Raw genomic sequence first — 3,073 nt, 5'->3', positions numbered from 1 at the left:
TAATCCGCGATGAACCTTATTTTTTTACTGAACTTCTGCACCTTGAGTCAGCTTTTCTATGACTCGCATTAACAACTGAATGCGAGGTTTTATCGATTCGAGCAATATGTACTCTTTTTCACTGTGGAAATCCGCGCCAATGGGCCCAAACCCGTCCAGTGTTGGAATACCAAGAATCGCAGTACTGTTTGCATCCGAAATGCCGCCGGCCTCTTTCCAATTGATCTCGATTTCTAGTTCTTTTGCGCTTTGTTCTACCAAGCGAATAAACGACTCGGTTTGCAACGTGGGTAGCATCGATGGCCGATAAACCTCTCTATCGACATTAACTTTTGAACCAGATAAGAAAGGTGACTGCACCATTGAAGCTATATCAGAATCGATAACCGCGTATTCATCGTTATTCCAAAAACGAACATCGACAATCGCCTCAGCATAATCCGGCACGGTATTCGCCCCAACGCCACCCGACACCACGCCGACGTTCAGAGTTGTACCCGATTCTAAGTTGGTCATTTGATTTATGGCAAGTATCCATTGGGCTAATTCGGTAATGGCGCTGCATCCATTTTGAGGATCATTGCCTGCGTGAGCGGCCTTTCCATGAAACGTGATTTTGTAGCGTGCCATGCCTTTTCGAGCTTTGACTAGTCCACCATCGGCGCGCGCCGCTTCAGCCACCAACACGTGTTTCGCGTGCTTTGCTGTCGCTTGAAGCCAATCAGCGGAATACAAAGACCCTGTTTCCTCATCAGGGTTCATGCAAACGCAAAAAGAGTGAGTATCGAGTATAAGTGGATCAAGAGAGCGAAGCGCGTACACGATATTCAATAATCCGGATTTCATATCCGCCACGCCTGGACCATAGGCTCGCTCAGCATCAACACTCATGGGCCTGTCTACGGCCGTTCCTAAAGGGAAGACGGTATCCATGTGCCCAATCAACATCACATCTATATGATCGACATCTGGCTTGTTACGAATTTCTAAGCCAACACCGGCTCTGCCACAATCGATACGTTTGACTTCCCACCTATTCATGTCGTGATATTTCTGTTCGAACTGCGCTGCAATAACCTCAATACCCTCTAGGGTGTAGGTACCGCAATCAACATTGACCAATGGTGCAAGTTCTTCAAGGTATTCGTTCAGTGAGAAGTCCATCTCTTATCCTTTTCGTTTCAATGGCACACCTAATCTAGCACTGCTTTGGTGTACTTCATAGCACACACTCTAGGTTATGAAAGCCATCATTTATGATCGTTGTCTTTTATATACCCATGACCAAAATCACTAATTCAAACATAGGTAGCTTGATAAACTGGATACAATTCAACCAGATCCGATACGCCTCACAGTGAGCCTTAGTGATTGTGGTTACACTGGTGACAAACTACATTTCAAGGAGTGAATATGTATGACTAAGCAGTCGTTATTTTTCGGTGCGCTACTTACCTTTTTTGTTTCCCCCTCTTACGCATCCGTTAACAATGAACAGTATCTTTCTCTTACCCAATCCACCATAGGCTATGCCGCACTGGCGTTATTTACCGTCGCTTACATACTGGTCATGCTCGAAGAATATCTTCAATTGAGAAAATCAAAACCAGTGCTGCTCGCCGCGGGTATCATTTGGGCGATGATCGGTTATGTCTATCAACAAAATGGCCTGATCGACGTAGCGAAAGCAGCGCTCGAACATAACTTATTGGAATACGCCGAGCTGTTGCTGTTCCTACTTGTGGCCATGACCTATATCAGCGCCATGGAAGAGAGACGTTTATTCGATGCCTTGCAGGCTTGGATGGTCGGTAAAGGGTTCGATTTCAAAGCGTTATTTTGGATAACCGGTGTTCTTGCATTCTTTATCTCACCAATTGCGGATAACCTAACCACGGCGCTCCTCATGTGTGCGGTGGTACTGAAAGTGGCCGGAGACAATACAAGGTTCGTCAATCTTGCGTGTATTAATATTGTCATCGCCGCCAATGCGGGGGGCGCATTCAGCCCATTTGGCGATATCACCACACTCATGGTTTGGCAGGCTGGCCACGTTTCTTTTTCCGAATTTATGCCTTTATTCATTCCATCCGTCGTGAACTACGTCGTTCCTGCCGTGATCATGTCGTTTTTCATTCCTTCAACGAAACCCAACGTTGCCCATGAGCATATTGAGCTAAAACGTGGGGCAAGACGCATTGTGGCACTCTTTATTCTCACGATCGCTACGGCAGTCGCTTTCCATGCGGTACTGCATTTCCCACCAGTGATCGGCATGATGATGGGACTGGCTTACCTGCAGTTCTTCGGCTTTTTCTTACGTCGAACGCTGCATACGTCTTTAACCAAAAAAGCAGCCATGGCGATTGCGAATGGCGATGATCATGCCCTAAAAAGTTTAGGTTCCGTTGTGCCTTTTGATGTCTTTCGCCGAGTCTCACACGCCGAGTGGGATACGCTACTGTTCTTCTACGGTGTCGTGATGTGTGTTGGCGGGCTTAGCCTACTGGGCTATCTAGGGCTGGTTTCTGAGATTATGTACACTCAATGGGACCCAATCTGGGCCAATATCATGGTGGGGATACTGTCGGCCATTGTCGATAACATTCCGGTCATGTTTGCCGTACTCACTATGGATCCTGTGATGTCGATGGGGAATTGGCTCTTAGTGACGCTGGCAGCAGGGGTTGGAGGCAGTCTACTCTCGATCGGCTCGGCAGCAGGTGTGGCGCTGATGGGCGCAGCACATGGTAAATACACCTTCTTTGGACACTTGAAATGGATGCCAGTGATCATGCTGGGTTACGCAGCCAGTATTGCCGTTCACCTCATGCTCAACGGGCATCAATTTTAGAGAGTTAGGTGAATCGATAATTGAAGCCAAGGTTACGTGGGTTGAGGTATCAACACTCAATCCACGTAACCTCTTCAATTTTGAAGGGCTTCATCCCAACCTGAAATCGGTTGAAACATAGATCACCCGATACAAAGTGAATCTATTCACGCTCAGACACGCGCATACTGGTTATGGGTTATTGATTACTAGTCAATGCTAACTAACTACTGATCACTA

2 protein-coding genes are annotated in these 3,073 nt (G+C 46.9%); one reads left to right on the top strand and one right to left on the bottom strand.

Annotated elements, in window-relative coordinates; all coding sequences use genetic code 11:
- Positions 1 to 24: 24 nt before the first annotated feature.
- Complete coding sequence (locus tag BCU12_RS06420) at positions 25 to 1,164, bottom strand: M20 family metallopeptidase (RefSeq protein WP_102403525.1); 1,140 nt, start codon at positions 1,162 to 1,164, stop codon at positions 25 to 27.
- 253 nt (positions 1,165 to 1,417) lie between these two features.
- On the opposite strand from BCU12_RS06420, the gene nhaD reads away from it, so the two are divergent.
- On the top strand, positions 1,418 to 2,854 hold the full coding sequence (gene nhaD / locus BCU12_RS06415) for a sodium:proton antiporter NhaD (RefSeq protein WP_102403524.1): 1,437 nt from the start codon (positions 1,418 to 1,420) through the stop codon (positions 2,852 to 2,854).
- The last annotated feature ends 219 nt before the right edge of the window (positions 2,855 to 3,073 follow it).

The sequence above is a fragment of the Vibrio sp. 10N.261.55.A7 genome, assembly GCF_002877365.1.
Taxonomy (GTDB): Bacteria; Pseudomonadota; Gammaproteobacteria; order Enterobacterales; family Vibrionaceae; genus Vibrio.
This window is presented reverse-complemented; position numbering and strand designations above follow the sequence as displayed.